The following is a 20,830-nucleotide window of genomic DNA, read 5'->3' as shown; positions in this document are numbered from 1 at the left end:
CGGCAGTTTTTCGTACAGAACAACGATGCGAACATCTGCCGCGCTGTCGGGCACCGCGGTCGCTCACACGAAGGCGTCGACCGCACCCCAGCCGCCGACGTAGGCCTCCACGTGCGGATCGGGTCGGAGCAGATGGATGCCGGAGACCTGACGTCGCGCCCGCTCGAAACCGTCCTCGGTTCCCCACCGTGCCGCTCGCCGTTCCGCGCGACGGGAGCGCAGAACCCCGCCTCCCCACGGAACACCGCCGCCCAGCTCCACCTCGATCGTGCCGACCTCTCCGCTCCCCAGCGCCGCGAGGCACTCCGCAAGACCCGTCGCGTCCTCGACGAGGACCGGCCGCTCGAGCATCCACGTCACCCGAGCATCCACAGCTTCGCCCGACCCGCGCCCGCGTGTCCGCACCCGCGCATCCCCCCGCAGCGCTTCGACGGTCGGCTCCGCGTCCAGCACGACGACCGCGTGCGGGAACGCCGCGAGGATCGAGTCGACGCACACGAACAGCGCGGCGTCGCTGTGGTCCCCGGAGAGGTGCACGGCGAGATCGGGAACACGGCGTCGCACCCCGAATCCCGCCGAGCCCGACACCGGGACGGATGCCGCGAGCCTCAGCGTCTGTGCATTGGCGCGCTCGCGGTCCGAGCCCTCCCGTCCGGACCACTCGGGTCCGTCGTGCCAGGCGACTGCCTCCGGGACGTGGGCGAGGAGGGCGCCGGCCTGCCACGCGCGGTGCGCCCACTCCCAGTCCTCGCCGCCGTACGCGGTGAAGGACTCGTCGAAACCGCCCACGTCGTCGAAGAGCCGCCGCGAGCACGCGATCACCGCGCCGATCACGTAACGGTACGAGCGGTCGTCGGCATCGAGCAGGTTCCGCGAGCGTGCATACGCGTCGGCGAGCCACGCGGGCTCGTCGAGCTCTCGTCCGCGCACGGCGTCGACGACCGGCGTCTGCGCCGGCACCCCCGCCAGGTCGGCGTGGCGGCGCCGGCCCACCGTGACGGCATCCGGAAGCAGAGCGGGAAGCCGCGTCAGCGCGGAGATGTACCCCGGCTCGGGCGCGGTGTCGGCGTCGAGGAAGCACAGGATGTCACCGGTGCTCGCGCGGACCCCGAGGTTCCGGACTTCCGCGAGACGGAACCCGCGGTCCTCCTGCCGGACGACGCGCACTCCGGCCGGGACGGCCACCGGGTGCGGCGATCCGTCGTCGGCGACGATGATCTCGAGCCGATCGGCCGGGTGGTCCTGCGCGGCGAGGGCGGTGAGCGTCCGCGCGAGCTCGTCGGGCTGGTCGTAGTGCGCGACGATCACCGAGACCCGCGGCGGCACGGACGGGAGTGCACGGCCCACGAGATCCCACCGGTTGCCGGGCACCACCCCCGACATCCGCGTCTCCCCGCCGGTCACGTCGACGCTCCCCACCACGCGAGGTACGCCTCGGCCACCTCGCGGCCGTCCATCGGCAGCGCCGACACGTCATGCCACGTGGTCGCGGATCGATCCCTCGCCGCCCGGATGCCGCCGGCCAGGTCTTCGGCGGCCGTCACCGCGATCGTCCCGGGCCGGAGCGTCGCCATCTCGCGGATGTACCGGTTCTCGACGGCGAGCGGACGGCGACCCCACGCGATCCAGGACGACAGCGAGCCCGATGCCGAGACATGCCGGTGTGCGATGACCGGAACCGACACCGTCCGGCAGCGCGCAGCCATGGCGTCGTCGTCCAGCCACCCCGTCACCTCGACCGACAGGCCTCGCCCGGCGGCGCGCGCGACGAAGGCCGCGAGGTCGTCCGCGTGCCCGTCCGAGGCGCGGCCGAGGACGGTGAGCCGCGTGACCCCCGCTCGCACCGCCGCCTCGGCCGCCTCGTCGTGACCCTTGCCGGGGTAGAAGTAGCCGAGGATTCCGACCGATCCGTCCGGTTCCGGGCGCTCCCCGGAGACCGGCGCCCCCACCGGCAGCGGGATGACGGCGACGGGCCCGTCCCACACGTCGTGCTCGGCGAGGAGCGCGCGCTCGTGCGCGCTGTTGACGACGACTCCGCGCGCACGCGCGGCGACCGCCGCGTACACCGCACGGCGCCGTGGCAGGTTACGCTCGCCGTCGGACTCCTGCGGCACGTCGTGAAGGGTCACGGAGATCGGATGCCGATCCGCGACGGCCTCGAACGCCGCAAGCGCCTCTTCGAGGCTGTCCGCCCAGAGCCGATCGGTGAACTGCGCGTGGATCGGAACGCCCGGCGGGAGCCCGGTGAGATCTCCGCGTCCGCGCACCTCGATGCGGGGATCGGCGGCGATGACCGCCTGGGCGAACGCCCGCCCGTGGACCGCCACGCCGTGCGGGCCGGGATCGATGATGACCACCGGCGCGTCCGGATCCCGGCTCGCGTCCGGATCCCGCACGGTCACGCGCTCCGCCAGTGCCGCATGAGCGGTGCGAGTCGGGTGAGCGCGGCGTCGACGAAGCCCGGATGCGCTCCGTACCAGGTCCGATGAGCCTCGTGCACGGCATCCGTCGTCAGGGGGTTCCCGTCCACAAGCCAGTGGTCGCGCGGTGCGTCGGGGAGCCCCCACGTCTCCACGACCCAGCCTTCGAGCGGTGCCTGCACCGACGCCAGGAGCGGCCGGCCGGGATCGGTCGGCTCGCCCGCGAGGCCGAGGACGTCGATCACCCGCGCCGCCAGGGGCAGCCACACCGGGTTCCCCGGGTGGTTCACGGTGCGCATGTGATCCGCGGTCACAGGCGTGAACAGGTCGGACACGGGGACGTCGATCTCGGCCTCGCGGCGCCGGAGTTCGGCCAGGGCATCGTCGGCGACGGCGCGGACGGCGTCGGGCGTCAGCGCCGGAGCGACCGGCGCGCCCGCCACCTCGGCGAGCAGCCGGACATCGTGATACGCCACGAGCGGCGGATCGCCCGCGATCCCCGGCACGCGGATCGCGGCCTGGAACGGGTGCAGCCCGGTGAAGCGGACCGAGGGCACCGTGATCAGGCGCGCGCCCGGGGTGAGCGAGTCCGTGAGCTGGGCGGTGCCGAGCGGCAGGTCCCGATAGTCGCGGCGGATCGGCTGGCTGACCACATACGCGGCGCGGGCGACGATCTCGTGCAGGCGCTCTGCCTCCGACGCCGTCATCTCGTGGACCGGCGGCACCCGCATGAGCGGCCGGTCGGGCGCGTCCAGGACGATGCGCAGCGACTCCGCCTGGCAGTTGCCGACGACGACCCCGAAGTCCGCGGGGAGCGGATCGAGGCCGAAGAAGGCCCCGTAGTGGCGCCTGCGCCCTAGCACCGAGGAGTCGGCATCCGCAATCCCGTGGGGGATATCCGTGGCACGACTCATGATGTGAAACCTATCTCGCCGGGTTCGGCGTCCTCCCTTTTCCCCTTGCGGATTGCGGTCTGACCGCCCGTGCGCTAGCGGCGGGCGGCGCGCAGACCGGCGCGCAGGAAGGAACAGACATCACACGCCGCAGTCCCTCTCGGATCCGAATCGCCTCGGTGCCCTCGCAGCACCCGTACGTGCGGGCGATCGTCGATCCGTCATCCGTCGACCTGCTCCCCGACCCTCCGGTGCCCGGCGCCCCGTCCGGTCAGTGGTGGCCGCCGCAGGCGGTGACGCCCGCATGGATCGACGCCCACGCGGCAGACTTCGATCTGCTGCACGTCCACTTCGGGCTCGAGTCGTTCGACGCCGACGAGATCGCGGCGGGCCTCGCTGCTGCCCGCCGTGCCGGACGTCCGGTCGTCTATACGGTGCACGACATCGACAACCCGCAGCTCATCGACCAGGCGCCCTACCGCGCGATCCTCGACACGCTCGTGCCGGCCGCCGATCGCCTGGTGACGCTGACGGATGCCGCGGCCGAGGAGATCCGTCGACGCTGGGACCGCGACAGCGTCGTCGTCCCCCACCCGACCTTGCTCACCGGTGAGCCCGAGGCGGTCGCCGACCGCTCGACGGGAACGGATGCCGCCTCCCCTATCCGCGTCGGCGTTCACCTGCGCGATCTCCGCCCCAACATCGAGGCCGTCGGAGCGGTGACCGCGCTGACCGCGGCAGCCGACCGGCTCGGCGAACACGTCGACGTCACGATCCTCATGAACGACCGGGTCCGCGACGCCGCGCTCGCCGAGCAGGTCGTCGCGGCGGCCGGCGACCGCATCCGCATCACGCGCGTCGGACGGCTGTCCGACGCGGACGTCGAGCGGTGGATCGCTCAGCTCGACCTGTTCCTGCTCCCCTACCGCCACGGCACGCACTCGGGGTGGGTGGAGCTGTGCTGGGATCTGGCGGTCCCCGTCGCCGGCACACCCGTCGGGTGCGTCGGGGCGCAGCATCCGTCCGACTTCTTCGCGATCGACCTCGAGCGACCCGCCACGCTCGTCGCCGCGATCGACGAGGCCAGTCGCCGTCGAGCGGTCGGCCGCGCGGGTGAGGTGCAGCGCCGCCGCCGGTCGCGCCTCGCGGAGCGGGACGTCGTCCGCGACGCGCACACGGCCATCTACCGGGCCGCGTGGGAGCGGGTTGCGCTCGCCGAGCGGTGGAGCGCGTGAGCGTCGCGCGCGTGCCCCTGCGCGTCCTGCTCGTCGCGCCGGAACGACACGCGCTTCGCCAGCCGCACGCCGGCGGGTTGGAGGCGGTCGTGTGGAACCGTGCCCGGTGGCTCCGCAGCCGCGGCCACGAGGTCGTGCTGTGCGCGGCCGCGGGGTCCGACCTCCTCGGGTCGAACCCGGCCCTGAGACTGCCCAGCCCGCGGTGGACGAGCGCGGCCGACGCGTCCGACAGCGAGTATCCCGAGGGACACCGCCGGGCGATGGCGGCGGCATTCGCCCGCGTCGCCGACCACGTCACGCGCGACGGCGGCATCGACGTCATCGACAACCACAGCCTGCACGGCGCGCCGGTGCGATGGAGTCGCACGCTCGGCGTCCCGGTCGTCACGACGCTGCACACTCCGCCGCTGCCGGACATGGTGGTCGCCGCCTCGAGCCTCGGCGGTGCACCGCACCGGTTCCTCGCCGTCAGCCAGTACACCGCGCAGGCATGGTCGGCGGAGGGGGTCGACGCCATCGTCATCCCCAACGGGGTGGACACCGCCCAGTGGACCCTGGGCGCGGGAGGACCGGACTGGGTGTGGTCGGGCCGGATCGTGCCCGAGAAGGCGCCCCATCTCGCCATCCTCGCCGCGCGTGCGGCGGGTGCGCGCATCGTGCTCGCCGGACGGATCGGCGACGAGGAGTACTTCGCGCGCGAGGTCCGTCCGCTCCTCGGACCCGACGCGCGCTATGCGGGCCCCCTCCGCCAGCCCCAGCTCACCGCGCTCGTGGGATCGGCGGCGGTCGCGCTCGTGACCCCGGTCTGGTCGGAGCCGTTCGGTCTCGTCCTCGCCGAAGCCCTCGCCACCGGCACTCCGGTCGCGGCGTTCGATTCCGGCGGCATCCGCGAGGTCCTCTCCGGGATGCCGGGGACCGCGGTCGTCCCGGCCGGCGACGTGGCGGCCCTCGCGCGGGTTGCGACGTCACTCGCCGAGGCGGGAGGCGGGCTCGCGACCCGCAGCGCCGTGCGCCGCGCCGCTGAGGCGCGCTACTCGCTCGCGCACCGGCAGCGCGAGGTCGAACGCGTGCTCGTCCACGCGGCATCCGACGCTCCTCGCCGCGGTGTCGCCGCGGAGGCCGTGGCGCAGGTCGGCGCATGATCGGCTGGTACGTCCACCATCATGGGTTCGGACACGTCACCCGGATGCGCGCCGTGCAGCCGCATCTCACCGAGCCCGTCACGGTGTTCTCCAGCCTCGCCGCGCCCGACGGGCTCCCCGCCGACGTCACATGGATCCGGCTGGAGGCTGACGCGGACCCGATTCCCACGCCCGACGGCGGGCGGATCGATCCGGCGCACCGCGATCCCACCGCGGGCGGCGCGCTGCACTGGGCGCCGATCGGGCACCCCGGTCACCGCCGGCGCCTCGCGACGATCGCGGGCTGGATCGCTCAGAACGACGTATCGGCCTTCGTCGTCGACGTCAGCGTCGAGGTGACCGCGTTCGTGCGGCTCCTCGGCGTGCGCACGGTCGTGATGGCGCAGCCCGGGGACCGCACCGACGTGCCCCACCGCCTCGCCTACGACCTCGCCGATCGCATCGTCGCCCCCTGGGCGGAGGGCGTCATCGACGCGGTCGCGCTGCAGGAGCGCGGTGACCGCGTCACCTACGTGGGCGGCATCTCGCGCTTCGACGGTCGGGCGCCGGTTGCGGACGGCGGCAATGCCGTGGGCGGCGGGGGAAAGCGGGTCCTGTTCCTCGGGCGCACCCTCGACGACGAGCGCGTCGACGCGACCGTCGCCGGGCTGCACGCGCGCGGCTGGCGCGCCGACCTCGCCGGCACGCGCGGTTGCGACGCCCGCGTGGACGACGTGTGGTCGGCGCTGGGGCAGAGCCACGTGGTGGTGAGCGCGGCGGGACAGAACAGCATCGCCGATCTCGCCGCCGCCGGGGCTGCCGCGGTCGTCATCGCGCAGGACCGCCCGTTCGACGAGCAGCGCCACACCGCCCGCGTCCTTGACGCCCGCGGCCTGGCGCTCACTGCGCCCGACACCGTCTCCCCTGACGCGCTCGTGGACCTGATCGAGCGGGCCGCGGCATCCGCGTCCGTCGCGCCCGACTGGACGACATGGCGGGTGGACGGCGCCGCGCGACGGGCCGCGCGCGCGATCGAGGGCACGACGTGACGCGGGTCGCCGTCATCACCACCGCCTCGTCCGCCCGGCTCGCGCACCTGCATCGGCAGCGGCGGTTCCTGCGCGAGGCGCAGTCCGTCGATGCAGAGCTGCTCCGGATCGAGGCCTGGCTCGACGAGGAGGCCCCGCACGAGACGGGCAGCACCACCCTGCTGCACGTGCCCCCGGGCGCCCACGGCCTGCGGGTCGGCGCCGCGCGCAACGTCGCGGCACGACACGCCGTCGAGGCCGCCGCGGATCTGCTGGTCTTCCTCGATGTCGACTGCCTGCCCGGGCCCGACCTCCTACCTCTCTACACGGATGCGGCGCGCCGGCGCCCCGATGACATCCTTGCGGGGCCGGTGACCTACCTCGCCAGTGTCCAGCGCCCGAACGCGCTCGCCGACCTCCCCTCCTTCACCCGTCCGCATCCGGCACGGCCGGATCCCTCCCCGGGCACGCCGATGCCCGCGGCGGCGGACGACTACGCGCTCTTCTGGTCGCTGTCCTTCGCGGTGACGCCGAGGGTGTGGGAGGTGATCGGCGGATTCGACGAAGCGTACGAGGGGTACGGCGCCGAAGACACCGACTTCGCCTTCCGCGCCCGGGATCGCGGCGTGGGCCTGACGTGGGTCGGCGGCGCGCACGCGTATCACCAGTGGCACCCGTCGGGGACGCCGCCGTGGCGTCATCTGGACGACATCCTCCGCAACGGTCGCATCTTCGCCGACCGCTGGGGAACCTGGCCGATGGACGGGTGGTTGGCGGCGTTCGCGAGCGCCGGCGCGATCGAGCGCGACGGCGACGGGTGGCGACGGGTCGTCTGACGCGCACGTCGGCGGGAGCCCTTCGGCGTGTCCGTTCGCGTCGCGCGATATCTCCGCTCTCCGCTTGCTCGGCCCCCCGGTCTGGGCTCTACCGTGGACGCAAGCCCGCGGAAGGACACGTGTGACCGAAGAGATCGAGCAGAACTGGCAGACCTGGACGGGGTTCGCCATCGTCGCCGGCGTCGCCCTGGCCGTCGTGATCGCGATCATGGTCGTGGTCGCCGTCGCCCTCAACCTGATCGGCCGACGCAAGAGCTGGGCGACCCGGCTCAGCGAGCGGGTGCGGTGGCCGTTCCGCGTGACCCTGCTCATCCTCGCTCTCACCGTGTCGATGTCGGCGCTGCCGGTGGACGACGACCTCCGCGGCGGGCTGACGCACCTCTTCGGCATCCTGATCATCATCTCCGGCGCCTGGCTGCTCGCACAGCTGTTCCTCTTCTTCATCGACAGCGGCAGCCAGCGCTACCGCCTCGTCGAGAGCGACACGTTCTCCGCCCGCAAGATCCGCACGCAGCTGCAGATCGTCCGACGCCTCGTGATCGTCGTGATCGTGGTCGTCGCCGCCGGCGCCATCCTCATGACCTTCGACGCGGTGCGCGCGGTGGGAGCGAGCGTCCTCGCGTCGGCGGGTATCGCGTCGATCGTCGCAGGTCTGGCTGCGCAGTCGGTGCTGAGCAACCTCTTCGCGGGGGTGCAGCTCGCCTTCAGCGAGGCCATCCGCGTGGGTGACGTCGTCGTGGTCGAGGGCGAGTTCGGCCGGATCAACGAGATCACCCTCAGCTACGTCGTGCTGGAGCTGTGGGATCAGCGGACCCTCGTGCTCCCCTGCACCTACTTCACAACCAATCCCTTCGAGAACTGGACGAAGCTCGGTCGCGCGCTCCTCGGCACCGTCTACTTCGATCTGGACTGGCGGGTGCCGGTCGAGCAGATGCGCGGCGAGCTCGAGCGGATCCTCACCGAAACCGAGCTGTGGGACCGCGCGTCGCACAGCGTCCAGGTCACCGATGCCGTCGGCGGGATGCTGCAGGTGCGCGTCGTCGTCAGCGCCAGCGACTCCGGTCAGCTGTGGGACCTCCGGTGCCTCGTACGGGAGAAGCTCGCCGAGTGGGTGCGCACGGCGCACCCCGAGGCGCTCCCCCTGCAGCGGGTGCAGATCGGCGAGGAGCCGTCGGGCGCCGACGCGATGCGGGTGCGGGAGCAGCCGATCCCCGAGGCCTGAGTCCCCGAGGCCTGAGCGCTGGAGGGCGTCGCAAGTACCGCCGCTTTCCGCTCTTTGTGAATCGATACAACGTCGTGTAGATTGATCTACGTCGGGTAGATCGATCTACAGCACGCAAAGGGGCTTCGACATGCAGCGAGCGACAATCGCGGACGTGGCCGCGACCGCCGGTGTTTCGCGGGCGGCCGTGTCGAAGGTTCTTCGAAACGCGCACGGCGTGAGCCCGGATATGCGCACACGTGTCGAGCATGCCGTCGAGCAGCTGGGATATCGCCCACGTATCGCCGCTCGCGCGATGCGCGGGTCGACCAACACGATCGGAATCGTGGTCAATCACCTGGCCAACCACTTCTTCGCGGAGGTGCTCGAGGGAGTGATCGAGGAGAACTCCGCCGAGCCGTACCAGCTCATCGTCGCTCCGACAGCCCCATCTCGCTCGGACGGACACGAAGCCATCGAATCGCTCTACGACCGCGAGGTCGACGGCATCATCGCTGTCGCCCCGCTCGTAGATCTCGAATGGTTGGAGAGGATGTCGAGCCGGGTTCCGATCGTCGTGATCGGGCGCCACGATGAAGCGGGCGGATACGACACCGTCGTGGGTGACGACGCCGCAGGCACCGAGGCCGCGGTCCATCACCTGATCGACACCGGCCGGACCTCCATCGCGCACGTAACGCACGCGGACTCCCATGCGCGGAGTGACGCCGGCACTCCTCACGCCATCAGGCGTGACACCTATGCACGGGTGATGCGCGAGTCCGGTCTGGCTGCGCACACTCGGCTGATCTGGGCGCGGTTCGAAGAGCAACCGGCATATGAGGCGACCCTGCGCGACATCGCCGAGAACGGGGTGCCGGACGCAGTGTTCGCGGGCAATGATGACGCGGCTCTCGGTGTGTTGCGCGCGTTGCACGACATCGGCGCCACAGCGCGGGACGTCGCGCTGGTCGGCTATGACAACACACGCATCGCCGCCAATCCTGCTGTCTCACTGACGAGCGTCGACCAGCAGGGGCACGCCATGGGGCGCACCGCGTTCGGTCTGCTTCGGGAGCGGATCGGCGGGCGGCGTGAACCTGCCCGCGTGACCCTGCCGACCGCGCTCATCATCCGACGTTCGAGCGCGTCGTCCTCACAAATCAATCAGGAGTCGCAACGATGACGGAGACCAGCAACAGCAGTACGCGACGGCGGCGAGGGCGTCGCGCCGCTGCACCCCTCTGGTTCCTTTTCCCCGCGCTGGCAATCTTCGGCGCGATCGTCCTCGTACCGAGCGTCATCGGGGCGAGCTACTCCTTCACGGACGCGACCTCCGGCTTCGGGGGTGCATTCATCGGTCTGGAGAACTATCAGGAGATCTTCTCCGATCCGTCCACGCTCGGGCCTCTGTGGCAGACGCTCGTCATGGCGTTCGGAGTCATGGTTCTGCAGAACGTGCTCGGTCTCGCAATCGCTGTGGCGTTGAATTCGCGCATCAAGAGCCGCAACTTCCTTCGCGTCCTGTTCTTCATGCCCTTCGTCATCAGTCCGCTCGTCGCTGGCTACCTGTGGAAGTATCTCCTTGCACCTGACGGAGCGGTGAATCAGTTCCTCAAGGCCATCGGGCTCGGCTCGCTCGCTCAACCCTGGCTCGGGCAGCCCGATCTGGCTCTCGGCTCACTCATCATCGCGGTCGTGTGGCAATTCACCGGCTCGTCGATGGTCATCTATCTTGCCGGGCTGCAAGGCGTCCCCGCTGAGGTTCTCGAAGCCGCGTCGCTGGACGGTGCCGGGGGGTGGCGTCGTTTCTGGAACATCGTCCGCCCGTTCCTCTACCCGGCCATCATGGTCAACTTCACGCTCAGTCTCATCAGCGGTCTGCGGCTCTACGACCAGATTGTCGCAATGACCGGCGGCGGGCCCGGAGGAAGCACAGACTCGATTTCTACGGTGATCTACCGCTACGCGTTCGAATTCGGCCAGTTCGGCTACGGAAGTGCACTGGCTCTGATTCTCACCGTGCTCATCATCGTCCTCTCTTCTCTGCAGTACACCGGGCTTCGGAAGCAGGCGCGCGCATGAATCGATACACCTGGCGCACCGGTCTCGCCGAAGCCGGAATGATCGTTGCGGGCCTGGTCTTTGTGGCGCCCATCTACGTGCTGATCAACGTCGCACTCAAGCCGGCCGACGATCGAACGGGGCCATTGACGCCGACGACGCGGCCGACCCTGGACAATTTCGTCGAGGCCGTGACAGGAGCCAATCTCCTCAACGCGCTGGTCAATACCGCCGCGATCGCGACAATCAGTCTTGTGGTGATCATCGCCGCATCCTCTCTGGCGGGCTACGCGATCGCACGGCTGACGTCCGCGTGGAGCCGCGTAGCGAACTTGCTCTTCCTGCTCGGACTTCTTCTGCCGTTTCAGCTCGCGACGGTGCCTCTCTACCAGTTCATGCTTGCGGCGGGTCTTCTTGGATCGATCTGGGGCTTGGTGCTGTTCTATTCGGCTCTGCTCATGCCGCTTGCGGTCTTCCTCTACGTCAACTTCATCCGTGCGCTGCCCTCCGAGTACGAGGAAGCGGCGGAGATCGACGGGGCTAACCGTGTCCAGTCGTTCTTTCTCGTCGTGTTTCCCATGATGCGAGCCGTGACGGGAACGATTGTCATCTTGAACGCGATCAACATCTGGAACGACTTCTTCACTCCGCGTCTCTATCTGTCCGGTAGTGGAACGCAGACCATCACTGTCGCTCTGTATACCTACGTCGGTCAGTATGGTTCGCAGTGGCCACTGATCTTCGGCGGATTGATCATGGCGTCGATCCCCATCCTTGTCCTGTTCTTCCTGCTTCAGAGATTCGTCATCCAGGGTTTCGCCGGCGGATTGAAGGGCTGACCCCACCTGTAGATCGTTCTACACACACAGAAAGAGAAAAGCATGCAAAGACGCAAAATGTTCGTCGCCGGTGTCGGCGCCCTGGCTCTCGTGGGCGGGCTCGCGGGGTGCAGCAACGCCTCGTCGACGGACGCGAACACCCTGACCTTCACGGCCGCCACGGACTATCGAGAAGCGTTCGAAGCCGTCATCGCGAACTACGAAGACGCAAACCCCGAGGTGACGGTCGACGTCACCTTCGCGGCGACGAGCGACATCGAGTCGACGATGCCGACACAGCTCGGCTCTGGCGCCGGGCCCGATCTGGTGTCGGTTCAGCCGGGTATCGGCGGGAATCTGATCAGCGTCGGCAGCCTCGCGTCCCAGGGGTATCTGGAAGACCTGTCCGGTCAGTCGTGGGCAGGCGACATCTCCGACTCGCTCCGCACCTCGACGGACCTCGACGGCGCCACCTACATGTACCCCGGTGTCCTGCAGCCTCTCGGCGCGTTCTACAACATGGACGCCGTAGGTGAGGCCGGTCTCGTCCTCCCAGAGTCCTGGACGGATGTGCTCGCCTTCTGCGCGGACGCCGCCAGCGCGGGGAAGACTGCGTTCTCGTTGGGGCTTCAGGACGCCTGGGTGACGCAGCTCATCCCCTATGCACTGGCAGCGACCGAGGTATACGGCGTGGATCAGAATTGGAACGAGCAGCTCATCGCTGGTGACGTGACCTTCCCGGATTCCGCGTGGGAGGGCGTGCTGACGCAGTACCTCGAGATGAACGACGCCGGATGCTTCACTCCCAGCGCTAACGGTGTGTCCTTCGACAACTCACTCCCGCCGGTAGCAGCGGGTGATGCGCTCGGTATCGTCCAGGTCGGTGGAGTCTTCAGCAACCTCCAGGGCCAGAACCCGGAGGTCACGTACGCGTTGCTGCCCCTACCGGCGAATGACGACCCGTCGTCCACTCAGATCGCCGCTTCTCCCGGCGTCGGCGTCGGCGTGAACGCCAATAGTGCGCGAAAGGACCTTGCGATCGACTTCGTGAACTTCTTCGCGCAGCCCGAACAGATCAACCTGTTCGCGGAGACACTGGGGGGCGTTGTTCCCGCATTGCCGAACGACGACTTCCAGGTCCCCGAGCTGCTCGGAACCTTCAACGACCTCGTGGTCGAGGGAAAGGCGCAGCCGTTCCCCGACACCGGGTGGCCGAACCCGCGCATCCAGAACGCGCACCTCGTCGGCATCCAGAACATGTTCCTGGGCACGGAAACCCCGGAGCAGGTTCTGACGGACATGCAGTCCGCTCTGGACTGACGCCACCGTCCACTCCGGCAGCCGGGTCCTGAGGACCCGGCTGCCGCCCTGACTGCGCAGAGGGATCATGACCCACGTATTCGCCATCGGCGTCGGCCATACGAACGTTCTTGCCGTCGGCACGCGTCCGCGGCTCAGCTGGAAGATCGCCAGCGAGAATCACCCATGGATGCAGACGGCTGCCACTGTTCGCTGGCACCGTGCCGACGGAGAGACTCGGGAGGTGACGATGTCCACGGAGAGGTCGGTGGACATCAAATGGCCCTTTGCGGAGCTACCCGCCGTGGGCATGCACTCGCTCACTGTTTCGACGCGAGATCAGCACGGTGCGTGGTCGGATTCGCTGCAGCCGTACGTCTTCAGGGTCAGTGAGGGATTCCAGGAACCGCTTGCCCCGATGCTCGCACACCCGGATCCACGAGACGTGGCGCAACCCGTTTACCTTCGGGGAGAGGTGGTCTTGCCCGCGGAGGTGGTGAACGCGCGATTGCTCCTCGCCGCGCGGGGGAGCGTCGAGGTATTCGTCAACAGTGCGTCAGCTCTCGATCAGACCCTGACGGGCGGTTGGCCCTCGTTCGGTGATCGGTTGATCGGAGACGAGGTCGACATCACTGACGTCGCGCGGCCGGGGTCGAACACGATCGGGGTCGTTCTCGCGGGGACGTGGTACACCGAGGAGTACGGCCACCTCGGCGACACGACGCGCTTCTACGGTTCCCAACCTGCCCTCTCTCTGAGGATTATCGCGACGCTGTCGAGCGGCCGTACGCTCGTCGTCGATGCAGACGAGACGTGGGTCGTGTCCGATGGGGGCCCCCTCCGCAGCGCGAGTCTCTACCAGGGGGAAGAGGTCGATCTGAGGCTAGCTGTCTCGGATTGGAGCGCTCCTGGATCAGCGCCGTTCTGGGGATGGGTCCCCGTTCGCGTGTTGGATGCGCCCCGGCGTGTCGATCTGCGCGACTTCCCTGCCGTCCGGCCATGCGGCGAACTGGCCGTTACCTCGCACGACACCCGCGATGACGGACGAGTAATCGTCGACTTCGGGCAGAACCACGCGGGCAGGCTCCGAATCGATGTTCACGGTGAAGCCGGAGACCGGATCACCATCCGGCATGCCGAGGTCCTCGAGGGCGGGGAACTGGCGTTGCGACCGCTGCGGTTCGCGAAAGCGACCGACTCGTTCATTCTGTCGGGGGGACGGGAGGTTCTGGAGGCACGTTTCACCTTCCACGGCTACCGATACGCGGAGATCACGGGCCTTCGCGGGGAGTTCGTGGCGGAATCGGTCCGCTCCATCATCCTCGGGTCGGATCTGGCTCGTACCGGTACGTTCCGATCGTCTGACGAGATGCTCAACCGCCTGCACGAGAACATCGTGTGGAGCACGAGGAGCAACTTCCTCGCCATCCCTACCGACTGCCCGCAAAGAGACGAACGATTGGGTTGGACAGGGGATATTCAGGTGTTTGCGAGGACGAGCAGCTTCCTCTTCGACGACAACGCTTTTCTGCAGTCGTGGCTCGTCGACCTCGCCCTTGAGCAGACCTCGCGCGGTGGCAGGGTTCCGGTGATCGTCCCCGATCCCATCAACGACATTCCCACGCCGGCTGCTGCATGGGGAGATGCTGCGACGCTCGTACCGTGGGCCCTCTACGAGAGGTACGCGGATTCGTCGGTGCTACACCGGCAGCTGCCGTCCATGAAGGCGTGGGTGGAATTGGTCGACGCTCGCGCGACGAACGGTCTGTGGACGGGGGACTTCCAGTTTGGCGACTGGCTCGATCCGACCGCGCCCCCCGACGATCCCGGGCGTGCGATGACTTCCGCGGACCTCGTCGCGACCGCCTATCTGCACCACTCCGCGCGCATCACCGCGCGCGCGTGCGAGGTCGTGGGCGATAAGGACGCCCTCCTCTTCCAGGACATCGCCACCCGGGCGCGCGACGCATTCCGCTCCGCCTTCGCCGTCGGCGACGGGCGGCTCCGCTCCGACACGGTCACTTCGTACGCAATCGCCATCGAGTTCGATCTAGCCGAGGACGACGAGGAGCGCGCACTCTTCGGGGCCCGACTCGCGGAGCTTGTGGAGGGCGCAGGCCACCGCATTGCCACAGGCTTCGTCGGTACGCCGCTTGTCTGCGATGCACTCTCGAACACGGGAAACGCGGCCACGGCGGAACGCCTGCTCTTCGAACGGGAATGCCCATCGTGGCTCTATCCCGTCACGATGGGAGCGACGACGATATGGGAACGGTGGGACAGCCTTCTCCCCGACGGCTCGGTCAATCCGGGCGAGATGACCTCTTTCAATCACTACGCGCTTGGCGCCGTTGCCGATTGGCTTCACCGTCGTGTCGCGGGGCTAGCCCCGGGAGCTCCCGGCTACGCGGTCACCCGAATCGCGCCCCTCTTCCTCGAAGGGCTCACTCACGCGGAGGCTGTGCTCGAATCCGTGCACGGGGAGATCCGCGCGGGGTGGTATCGCGCCGCGGATGGGGACATCTGCGTCGAGGCGAGTATCCCCGCGAACGCCCGCGCGGAAGTCGTGCTCCCAGGAGTGCCAGTGACCCGGGTGGGCTCGGGCGCCCATGCCTGGCGGGTGGCTGCCTGCGAGCGATCGAGTCCGGCAGCTTGAGCGCTAGAGGGCGTTCCAGACCACCTCGAGCAGCCAGAAGACCACGAGGCCGACGACCGCCACGATCGACAGCCACGAGAAGCGGCGACGCAGACGTTTGCCGGGCGCAGCGACGCCGGGCGGCGGGCGAAGCCCCTCCAGGGGCGTCGCGAACGGCAGCGTGTCGTGCGCGGCGGCGCCTCCGGTATCACCCGCACGCGCGGCGGCCAGACGGTCGTCGCGCCACCGCGCCCACTGGTCGAGCTTGTCCAGCAGCGCACCGACGGCGGAGAAGAGCCACGCCCACGTCGCCGGATCGAGGGTCGAGAACGGACGATGCGAGTAGAGGAACAGCCAGTCGTCGACGATCTCGACATCGAGGGCGGCCGCATTGTCGATGAAGCGCGCCATGACGTCGGGGGTGAACAGGTACAGCGCGTCCCGCTCGTATCCGGACGGGCAGTACAGCGAGAAGTACCGGTCGAAGTCGCCCTCGAGGCCCAGACGCTGCTCCTTGTCGAACGACTGCGGGAGGTTCGAGCCGAACAGACCGTTGTTGCCCACGGCATCCAGGACGATGTGGGGCAGCGGGGTGTCGAGCTTCACCGCCACGTACCCCCAGCGGTGGGTCCGGCTGTTCTTGCCCGACCCGGTCGTGTACCGGTAGTTGCCGAACTCCACCCAGCGCGGACGCTCCCCGCGGAGCACGTCGTCGGCGCTGCGGGCACGGCCGAGGGAGAAGATCATCCCGGGCAGGGGCGGTGCCGACACCTCCCCCACGAAGCTCATCCCGTTCGCCTGCGCGAAGCGGTCGAGCCGGTAGGCCCGGGCCGCCGACCCAAAGTAGGTGCGGTAGACGATCACCACCGCGGCAGCGATGAACGCGGCGATCGCGAGGACGGGGATGCCGGTGCCGATCACGATGAGGAGGACGTCGGTCACGGCACCGCTCCCCGTGCCGAAGAAGACCGACAGCACCGCGGAGAGGATCGTCGCGCCGATCCACACGAAGAAGCCCGCGAACAGGACTCCGACGACGACACCCACGATCTGCGGCACCGGGAATCCGCCGGCGGAGGCACCCTTCTCCCGTCGAGCCGCTGCGTGCGCGCGTACCGCGGAACGGTCGACCGGCTCGGTCAGGGGGCGGGGGTCGAACACCCCGGTCGGGGACGGAGTGGCGGTCACGACGGCATCCTTTCGCGGGGAGAAGGCATATCCGCTACCATAGGAGGGTTGTCCGGATGGCCGTGCACTCGCGCGTGTCCGCGGACGACGTGCAACACACCCTCCTGCTGTCGGGAAATGCCCGGCAGCCGTTCTAGTCCGAAGGAGGTGGGTTAGTGACGCACTCGCACCAGTACGAGCTCATGCTCATCCTGAACCCCGAGATCGACGAGCGCCAGGTTCCCGTGGCCCTCGACAAGTTCCTCAAGGTCATCACGACCGACGGCGGCACGATCGAGAACATCGACATCTGGGGTCGTCGCCGCCTGGCGTACGAGATCCAGAAGAAGAACGAGGGCATCTACGCCGTCGTCAACTTCACCGCCACCAGCGCGACGACCGCCGAGCTCGACCGTCAGCTGAACCTCAACGAGCAGATCATGCGCACCAAGGTCCTCCGGGCCGAGGAAGCCATCGCGCAGGTCGCCGCTGAGAAGCAGCGCGCCGAGGCCAAGGCCGCACGCAAGGCTGCCGCACCCGCCAAGGCTGCGAAGGCCTGAGTCCCATGGCCGGCGAGACGATCATCACCGTGGTGGGAAACCTCACGGCTGACCCCGAGCTGCGCTACACGCAGAACGGGCTGCCCGTCGCGAACTTCACGATCGCGTCGACGCCGCGCACCTTCGACCGTCAGGCCAACGAGTGGAAGGACGGCGATGCGCTGTTCCTCCGCGCGAGCGTGTGGCGCGAGTTCGCCGAGCACGTGGCCGGTTCGCTGACGAAGGGATCCCGCGTCATCGCGACCGGGCGCCTGAAGCAGCGCAACTACCAGGACCGCGAAGGCAACAACCGCACCTCGATCGAGCTCGAGGTCGACGAGATCGGCCCCAGCCTGCGTTACGCGACCGCTCAGGTCACGCGTGCGTCGGGTGGCGGCGGTCAGGCCCGTCAGGCGCAGGTCGCCGACGAGCCGTGGTCGACCCCCGGTTCGGCCGGCGGCAACAGCAACTCCGGCAACGCCGGTGGGGCTGACGCGTGGAGCGCTCCCGGCACCTACGGCGACGACACTCCCTTTTGACGCGACGGGGATCAATGCGACGAAGTCGCGTTGATGCGCGTCGGGTCAAGGTCGAGTAGCCCGCACAGCGGGCGTATCGAGACCCGGACTCACCGGATGCGTCGCGTCGAGGCATCCGATCTCACTCTTGAAGTAAAGGAACACACATGGCTGGAAAGGCAACCGGCGACCGCCGCAAGCCGCGGAAGGGCGCGAAGAACGCCGCTCCCGCGAAGGCGATCCGCGTCGGCGTCATCGACTACAAGGACGTCGCCACTCTTCGCAAGTTCATCTCGGAGCGCGGGAAGATCCGCGCCCGTCGTATCACCGGTGTCTCGGTGCAGGAGCAGCGTCTGATCGCCAAGGCGATCAAGAACGCGCGCGAAATGGCGCTCCTGCCTTACGCCGGCGCTGGCCGCTAAGGAGAACCGACATGGCAAAGCTCATCCTCACGAACGAGGTCGTCGGGCTCGGTGGCGCCGGCGACGTTGTCGAGGTCAAGAACGGGTACGCCCGTAACTACCTCATCCCCCAGGGTTTCGCAGTGGCGTGGTCGCGCGGTGGCGAGAAGCAGGTCGCGTCCATTCGCGCCGCTCGCGACGCCCGCGTGATCCACGACCGCGAAGAGGCCGTGGCGCTGAAGAACTCGCTCGAGTCGAACAAGGTCCGTCTGGCCGTCAAGGCCGGCGCCGAGGGCCGTCTGTTCGGTTCGGTCAAGACCACCGATGTCGCCGACGCGGTCAAGGCCGCCGGTCTCGGTGAGCTCGACAAGCGCAAGATCCACATCACCTCCCCGATCAAGTCGGTGGGCGAGCACGAGGCGACCGTTCGCCTCGCGGAAGACCTCACCGCTGTGATCACGCTTCAGGTCGTCGCCGCTAAATAATCGGCCGACCCAGAGCAGAACGGATGCCGCGGACCTTCGGGTCCGCGGCATCCGTCGTTCTCGCGGGCGACGTCAGGGCTTGCCGTTGCCCTTCTTCTCGTCCTTCTTGTCGCTCTTCTTCTCTTCGCTCTTGCCGGAGTTGTTGCCCGGGCCGCTGTTGTCGTTCTGCGGCTGCTTCTCGACGACGGGCGTGTCCTCGACGGGTGCCTCTTCGACCCCGGCGGGTTCCGCCGGAGCGGGTGCGTCTCCCTTCACCACGGCGGTGTCGTCCGGCTCGACCTGCTCCGCCGGAACCTCGACTGCCGGAGCGGGGGTGGAGGCCGGCGCCGGGGTTCCGGCGGCGTTCCCCCACCAGATCCCGCCGACCGTGAGGATGGCCGCCACGACGCCCGCGGCGATCCCGATCGGGAGGATGCCGGGTCGACGCCGTCGCTCGCGCCCCTCCGCGGACGTGCGCTCCGTCGCTCGAGTGGCCGGGGGCAGGACGGCGGTGCGATCCGTTCGAGCGCGCGTCTCGACGCCGGCAGCGGCGAGGTCTGCCGGAAGTGCGGGGACGGGCGGGATCCGGCGCGCACCGGGCATCGGCACGGTGTCGTCCGAGCGGGGGAACGCCGCGGCATCCGTGGGCAGCGCCTCCGCGGTCATGAGGACCTCGAGCGCCGTCGGCCGCGCGCCCGGGTCGGTGGCGGTCATGCGCTCGATGAGCGTCCGCCAGGCGTCGGGGAGGTCGGCGGGGATCTCGGGCGCCGAGGTCAGGCGCGCGGTGAGCGCGGCGATGCCCTCGGCGCCGTCGAACGCCCGCTTGCCGGTGAGGGATTCGAGCAGCAGGAGGCCGAGCGAGTACACATCGGCCGGAGGCGCGGGCGGGGCGCCCTGCGCCTGCTCCGGGGCGAGGTAGGCCATGGTGCCGACGACGAGGCCCGGGTTGGTGAGGCGCTCGGAGTCGAGCAGGTGCGCGATCCCGAAGTCGGCGAGCTTCGCACGCCACGTGCGTCCGGGGCGTGACGATCGGGTGAGCAGAACGTTGCCGGGCTTGATGTCGCGGTGGATGATGCCCGCGTCGTGCGCGTAGTGGAGGGCGTCGGCGATGTCGACCGCCACGCCCGCCAGTTCCGCTGGATCGACGGGACCTTCCGCGATCAGGTCGCGGAGCGTCAGGCCCGGAATGTATTCGATGACGAGATAGCCGCCGGCGTCGTCGTCGATCCGGGCGTCGAACAGCGTCACCAGGGCATGGTGATTGAGGGACGCCAGGAGGCGCGTTTCCGACCGGGCCCGTTCGATGACCTCGGCGTCGCCGGCGGCACCGCGGAGCACCTTGACCGCGACGGTGCGTTCGAGCGTGCGATCGAGAGCGCGGAACACCTTCGCCATCCCGCCCTCTCCGACGAGCTCGAGGAGGGTGTACCGGCCGTCGAGGGTGGTGCCGATCTGCGGGTCGTGATGCGACGGGGGGTTCGTCATCGACGACTCCTCTCTGCGATCAGGTGCGCGCGCACGAATACCGATCCACGTTACGGGGTGGATCGGTTGCGGTCACGGGGGTTGCGTCGGAGGACGCCGGGATGGGGGAGGGCCGGCTCAGGCGGTGCCGACCCTCCCCGACCGTTCAGACGGTGCGTCGACGGGTGGCGGTCGCGACCACCCCCGCGAGCATCAGCAGCGCAGCCAGCGGGATCAGGACGATCGGCAGCGCAGAGACTCCCGTCGCCGCCAGCATCGACCCGGATCCGGATGCCGCACTCGCCGGCATACCGGTCGGCATCGCCGCGCCCGCGGGTGCGCCCGGGGTGCCCGGGGTACCGGGGGCGCCGGGCTCACCGGGGGTGCCGGGGGTTCCGGGAGTGCCAGGAGCACCCGGCGTTCCGGGGGTACCAGGAGTGCCCGGCTCACCGGGGGTACCAGGAGTACCGGGCGTACCAGGAGTGCCGGGCTCACCGGGGGTGCCGGGCTCACCGGGGCTGCCGGGCTCGCCAGGCGTTCCCGGGGTACCGGTCACAGCGCCGATGGTGGTGGCGTCTCCGATGACGGAGATGGCGTTGCCGCCGACCGTGAGGGGTGCGGTGATGGGGGCGAGGATCTGGGTGCCGCCAAGGATCGAGTCCGATCCGTTGGTGATGCCCAGGAGCCCGTCTCCGTTGTGTCCGGTTCCGTGGGTTCCGCTGGGGGT

19 protein-coding genes and 1 pseudogene are annotated in these 20,830 nt (G+C 69.3%); 14 read left to right on the top strand and 6 right to left on the bottom strand.

The window, feature by feature from the left end:
* Window positions 1–63: 63 nt before the first annotated feature.
* Genes ABXJ56_RS06680 through ABXJ56_RS06670 form a run of 3 tightly spaced genes read right to left on the bottom strand, consistent with a single transcriptional unit; the run spans window position 64 to window position 3,334 of the window.
* Window positions 64–1,404: a glycosyltransferase family 2 protein gene (locus tag ABXJ56_RS06680; protein ID WP_353998921.1), complete on the bottom strand. Its 1,341-nt coding sequence runs from the start codon at window positions 1,402–1,404 to the stop codon at window positions 64–66.
* Window positions 1,401–2,396, bottom strand: a complete 996-nt coding sequence (locus tag ABXJ56_RS06675; RefSeq protein ID WP_353998920.1) for a hypothetical protein — start codon at window positions 2,394–2,396, stop codon at window positions 1,401–1,403. The genes ABXJ56_RS06680 and ABXJ56_RS06675 overlap by 4 nt, the downstream gene beginning before the upstream one ends.
* Before the next feature lie 2 nt (window positions 2,397–2,398).
* Window positions 2,399–3,334, bottom strand: coding sequence for a WcbI family polysaccharide biosynthesis putative acetyltransferase (locus ABXJ56_RS06670; protein WP_353998919.1), 936 nt, complete (start codon window positions 3,332–3,334; stop codon window positions 2,399–2,401).
* A gap of 158 nt (window positions 3,335–3,492) precedes the next feature.
* Between ABXJ56_RS06670 and ABXJ56_RS06665 the strand changes: the two genes are divergently transcribed.
* The 10 genes from ABXJ56_RS06665 to ABXJ56_RS06620 all read left to right on the top strand — a co-directional run bounded on the left by ABXJ56_RS06665 (window position 3,493) and on the right by ABXJ56_RS06620 (window position 15,571).
* A complete protein-coding gene (locus ABXJ56_RS06665; protein ID WP_435404961.1) occupies window positions 3,493–4,548 on the top strand; it encodes a glycosyltransferase in 1,056 nt (351 codons plus the stop codon).
* Between the two features lie 11 nt (window positions 4,549–4,559).
* The gene (locus ABXJ56_RS06660) at window positions 4,560–5,690 is read left to right on the top strand and encodes a glycosyltransferase (RefSeq protein ID WP_353998918.1); all 1,131 of its coding nucleotides are present in this window, start codon (window positions 4,560–4,562) and stop codon (window positions 5,688–5,690) included.
* Complete coding sequence (locus tag ABXJ56_RS06655) at window positions 5,687–6,718, top strand: glycosyltransferase (RefSeq protein ID WP_353998917.1); 1,032 nt, start codon at window positions 5,687–5,689, stop codon at window positions 6,716–6,718. The genes ABXJ56_RS06660 and ABXJ56_RS06655 overlap by 4 nt, the downstream gene beginning before the upstream one ends.
* Window positions 6,715–7,533 carry a galactosyltransferase-related protein gene (locus ABXJ56_RS06650; protein ID WP_353998916.1) on the top strand — a complete coding sequence of 273 codons (819 nt, stop codon included), beginning with the start codon at window positions 6,715–6,717 and terminating at the stop codon, window positions 7,531–7,533. The genes ABXJ56_RS06655 and ABXJ56_RS06650 overlap by 4 nt, the downstream gene beginning before the upstream one ends.
* A 121-nt stretch (window positions 7,534–7,654) precedes the next feature.
* The gene (locus ABXJ56_RS06645) at window positions 7,655–8,755 is read left to right on the top strand and encodes a mechanosensitive ion channel family protein (protein WP_353998915.1); all 1,101 of its coding nucleotides are present in this window, start codon (window positions 7,655–7,657) and stop codon (window positions 8,753–8,755) included.
* A 130-nt stretch (window positions 8,756–8,885) separates the two neighbouring features.
* The gene (locus ABXJ56_RS06640) at window positions 8,886–9,920 is read left to right on the top strand and encodes a LacI family DNA-binding transcriptional regulator (protein ID WP_353998914.1); all 1,035 of its coding nucleotides are present in this window, start codon (window positions 8,886–8,888) and stop codon (window positions 9,918–9,920) included.
* Window positions 9,917–10,819, top strand: coding sequence for a carbohydrate ABC transporter permease (locus ABXJ56_RS06635; RefSeq protein ID WP_353998913.1), 903 nt, complete (start codon window positions 9,917–9,919; stop codon window positions 10,817–10,819). Before ABXJ56_RS06640 ends, ABXJ56_RS06635 begins: the two co-directional genes overlap by 4 nt.
* Window positions 10,816–11,637, top strand: coding sequence for a carbohydrate ABC transporter permease (locus ABXJ56_RS06630; RefSeq protein WP_353998912.1), 822 nt, complete (start codon window positions 10,816–10,818; stop codon window positions 11,635–11,637). The genes ABXJ56_RS06635 and ABXJ56_RS06630 overlap by 4 nt, the downstream gene beginning before the upstream one ends.
* A gap of 42 nt (window positions 11,638–11,679) precedes the next feature.
* On the top strand, window positions 11,680–12,936 hold the full coding sequence (locus ABXJ56_RS06625) for an ABC transporter substrate-binding protein (RefSeq protein ID WP_353998911.1): 1,257 nt from the start codon (window positions 11,680–11,682) through the stop codon (window positions 12,934–12,936).
* A gap of 67 nt (window positions 12,937–13,003) precedes the next feature.
* Entirely contained in the window at window positions 13,004–15,571 is a 2,568-nt protein-coding gene (locus tag ABXJ56_RS06620; protein ID WP_353998910.1) for an alpha-L-rhamnosidase, read from the top strand.
* A 3-nt stretch (window positions 15,572–15,574) separates the two neighbouring features.
* On the opposite strand, the gene ABXJ56_RS06615 is transcribed toward ABXJ56_RS06620, so the two are convergent.
* On the bottom strand, window positions 15,575–16,738 hold the full coding sequence (locus ABXJ56_RS06615; RefSeq protein WP_353998909.1) for a hypothetical protein: 1,164 nt from the start codon (window positions 16,736–16,738) through the stop codon (window positions 15,575–15,577).
* 182 nt (window positions 16,739–16,920) lie between these two features.
* Between ABXJ56_RS06615 and rpsF the strand changes: the two genes are divergently transcribed.
* From rpsF to rplI, 4 genes are all read left to right on the top strand, one after another.
* A complete protein-coding gene (gene rpsF, locus ABXJ56_RS06610) occupies window positions 16,921–17,277 on the top strand; it encodes a 30S ribosomal protein S6 (RefSeq protein ID WP_236967702.1) in 357 nt (118 codons plus the stop codon).
* Window positions 17,278–17,282: 5 nt separating this feature from the next.
* On the top strand, window positions 17,283–17,795 hold the full coding sequence (locus ABXJ56_RS06605) for a single-stranded DNA-binding protein (protein ID WP_053546746.1): 513 nt from the start codon (window positions 17,283–17,285) through the stop codon (window positions 17,793–17,795).
* Window positions 17,796–17,941: 146 nt separating this feature from the next.
* Window positions 17,942–18,196, top strand: a complete 255-nt coding sequence (gene rpsR, locus ABXJ56_RS06600; RefSeq protein WP_005054609.1) for a 30S ribosomal protein S18 — start codon at window positions 17,942–17,944, stop codon at window positions 18,194–18,196.
* Between the two features lie 11 nt (window positions 18,197–18,207).
* A complete protein-coding gene (gene rplI / locus ABXJ56_RS06595; RefSeq protein WP_353998908.1) occupies window positions 18,208–18,660 on the top strand; it encodes a 50S ribosomal protein L9 in 453 nt (150 codons plus the stop codon).
* Between the two features lie 72 nt (window positions 18,661–18,732).
* Here the strand turns inward: rplI and ABXJ56_RS06590 are convergent, their stop codons facing one another.
* Both ABXJ56_RS06590 and ABXJ56_RS06585 read right to left on the bottom strand, forming a co-directional pair.
* A complete protein-coding gene (locus ABXJ56_RS06590; RefSeq protein ID WP_353998907.1) occupies window positions 18,733–20,124 on the bottom strand; it encodes a serine/threonine-protein kinase in 1,392 nt (463 codons plus the stop codon).
* Between the two features lie 145 nt (window positions 20,125–20,269).
* A pseudogene (locus tag ABXJ56_RS06585) lies at window positions 20,270–20,830 on the bottom strand (hypothetical protein); the annotation flags it as partial.

It is taken from the genome of Microbacterium aurantiacum (assembly GCF_040532595.1).
In the GTDB taxonomy this organism is placed as follows: domain Bacteria; phylum Actinomycetota; class Actinomycetes; order Actinomycetales; family Microbacteriaceae; genus Microbacterium; species Microbacterium chocolatum_B.
This window is presented reverse-complemented; position numbering and strand designations above follow the sequence as displayed.

Coding starts and splice junctions, on each gene's coding strand:
- ABXJ56_RS06670 (WP_353998919.1), bottom strand. CDS start 3,334: ATGAGTCGTGCCACGGATATCCCCCACGGGATTGCGGATGCCGACTCC.
- ABXJ56_RS06655 (WP_353998917.1), top strand. CDS start 5,687: ATGATCGGCTGGTACGTCCACCATCATGGGTTCGGACACGTCACCCGG.
- ABXJ56_RS06640 (WP_353998914.1), top strand. CDS start 8,886: ATGCAGCGAGCGACAATCGCGGACGTGGCCGCGACCGCCGGTGTTTCG.
- ABXJ56_RS06635 (WP_353998913.1), top strand. CDS start 9,917: ATGACGGAGACCAGCAACAGCAGTACGCGACGGCGGCGAGGGCGTCGC.
- ABXJ56_RS06630 (WP_353998912.1), top strand. CDS start 10,816: ATGAATCGATACACCTGGCGCACCGGTCTCGCCGAAGCCGGAATGATC.
- ABXJ56_RS06625 (WP_353998911.1), top strand. CDS start 11,680: ATGCAAAGACGCAAAATGTTCGTCGCCGGTGTCGGCGCCCTGGCTCTC.
- ABXJ56_RS06620 (WP_353998910.1), top strand. CDS start 13,004: ATGACCCACGTATTCGCCATCGGCGTCGGCCATACGAACGTTCTTGCC.
- rpsF (WP_236967702.1), top strand. CDS start 16,921: ATGCTCATCCTGAACCCCGAGATCGACGAGCGCCAGGTTCCCGTGGCC.
- ABXJ56_RS06605 (WP_053546746.1), top strand. CDS start 17,283: ATGGCCGGCGAGACGATCATCACCGTGGTGGGAAACCTCACGGCTGAC.
- rpsR (WP_005054609.1), top strand. CDS start 17,942: ATGGCTGGAAAGGCAACCGGCGACCGCCGCAAGCCGCGGAAGGGCGCG.
- rplI (WP_353998908.1), top strand. CDS start 18,208: ATGGCAAAGCTCATCCTCACGAACGAGGTCGTCGGGCTCGGTGGCGCC.
- ABXJ56_RS06590 (WP_353998907.1), bottom strand. CDS start 20,124: ATGACGAACCCCCCGTCGCATCACGACCCGCAGATCGGCACCACCCTC.